Here is a 1,116-nt window from a genome sequence, read left to right as displayed (position 1 = left end):
CTGGGGGACAAGGACAAACGGATCGCCATTTTCGGCATCCTCTCGGATACGGATAAGACCCTTTCGTTCCTCTTTGCCATTTTAATGTGGCAGTGCATCGACCAGCTCTGCCGGAAGGCACTCACGGACTACGGCGGCAAGCTGCCGACGCCGGTGCACTTTATCTTCGATGAGTTCGCCAACATCGGCACCATCCCGCAGATCGAGGAGACCATCGCCGTGACCCGAAGCCGGAACATCGGCATCACCATCATCCTGCAATCCATGAGCCAGCTTGAGTCGAAGTACGACAAGAAGGCGCAGACCATCGTGGACTGCTGCGACTCCACCCTGTTTCTGGGCGGCAAGTCCAACAGCACGAACAAGGAGATCGCGGAGATGATCGGCAAGCAGACCATCAACCAGCTCACCTACAACGAAAGCACCGGCCAGTCGTCCAGCGCGTCCAAGAACATGCAGATACAGGGCCGCGACCTGATCGACGCGGCGGAGATCGCCAAGATGAGCCGCAAAAAGGCCATCCTGCTCATCGCGGGCACCAACCCGCTCATGGACGACAAATACGATCCCCACAGCCACAAGCGGTACATGTATATCGTGGACGAGCGCAACCCGAAGCGCCTCCACGACGAGCCGTTCGACTTCAAGGCGTACATGCGCACAGTGGAAGCACGCGAAGGTGCCTAAAAGATACCGTTCTGCTGGTACAATGGGCCGTGGCATCGGGAATCATCCCGCGCCACGGCCCCCAACCGAAAGGAGAGGAGAACCATCCCCACATGGAAGAAATCGTCCGCATCGCCGCGAAACCCATCGCCTACATCGGCGCGACCGTGCTGGTCATCGGCCTGATCTACCTCGGCATCCAGCTCAAGGACGGGCTGCGCGGCGGCGGAGGCGAACTGGTGAAGGCCATCGCCCTGATCGCGTCGGGCGGCGTCATCACCGGGTTCGCCGCGCTTTACGGATTCACCGGATTCTGACAGGAAACCCATTTCAACAACAAGAAAGGAACAATCACAATGCTCAGCAATGTAGTACAGATGCTCACTCAGGGCGTCACCTTCCTCGGCGGCGTGCTCGTCGTCTTCGGCCTCATCAACCTCGGCATGACCA

At 59.0% G+C, this 1,116-nt stretch carries 2 protein-coding genes; both read left to right on the top strand.

All coding sequences use genetic code 11. From position 1 onward, the window contains the following. Positions 1 to 687 (top strand): TraG/TraD/VirD4 family protein (locus B5G37_RS14560; RefSeq protein WP_158099448.1); only part of this gene is annotated, 687 nt, incomplete at its 5' end. A 92-nt stretch (positions 688 to 779) separates the two neighbouring features. Then, entirely contained in the window at positions 780 to 983 is a 204-nt protein-coding gene (locus B5G37_RS14555) for a hypothetical protein (RefSeq protein WP_087258965.1), read from the top strand. The last annotated feature ends 133 nt before the right edge of the window (positions 984 to 1,116 follow it).

The organism is Pseudoflavonifractor sp. An85, from assembly GCF_002161235.1.
Classification (GTDB): Bacteria; Bacillota; Clostridia; order Oscillospirales; family Oscillospiraceae; genus Enterenecus.
The sequence above is the reverse complement of the archived record's forward strand: the minus strand, read 5'-3'. Positions and strand labels throughout refer to the sequence as shown.

What these genes read in the sequence shown, in the direction of transcription:
- B5G37_RS14555 (WP_087258965.1), top strand. Translation starts at nt 780, where the DNA reads ATGGAAGAAATCGTCCGCATCGCCGCGAAACCCATCGCCTACATCGGC.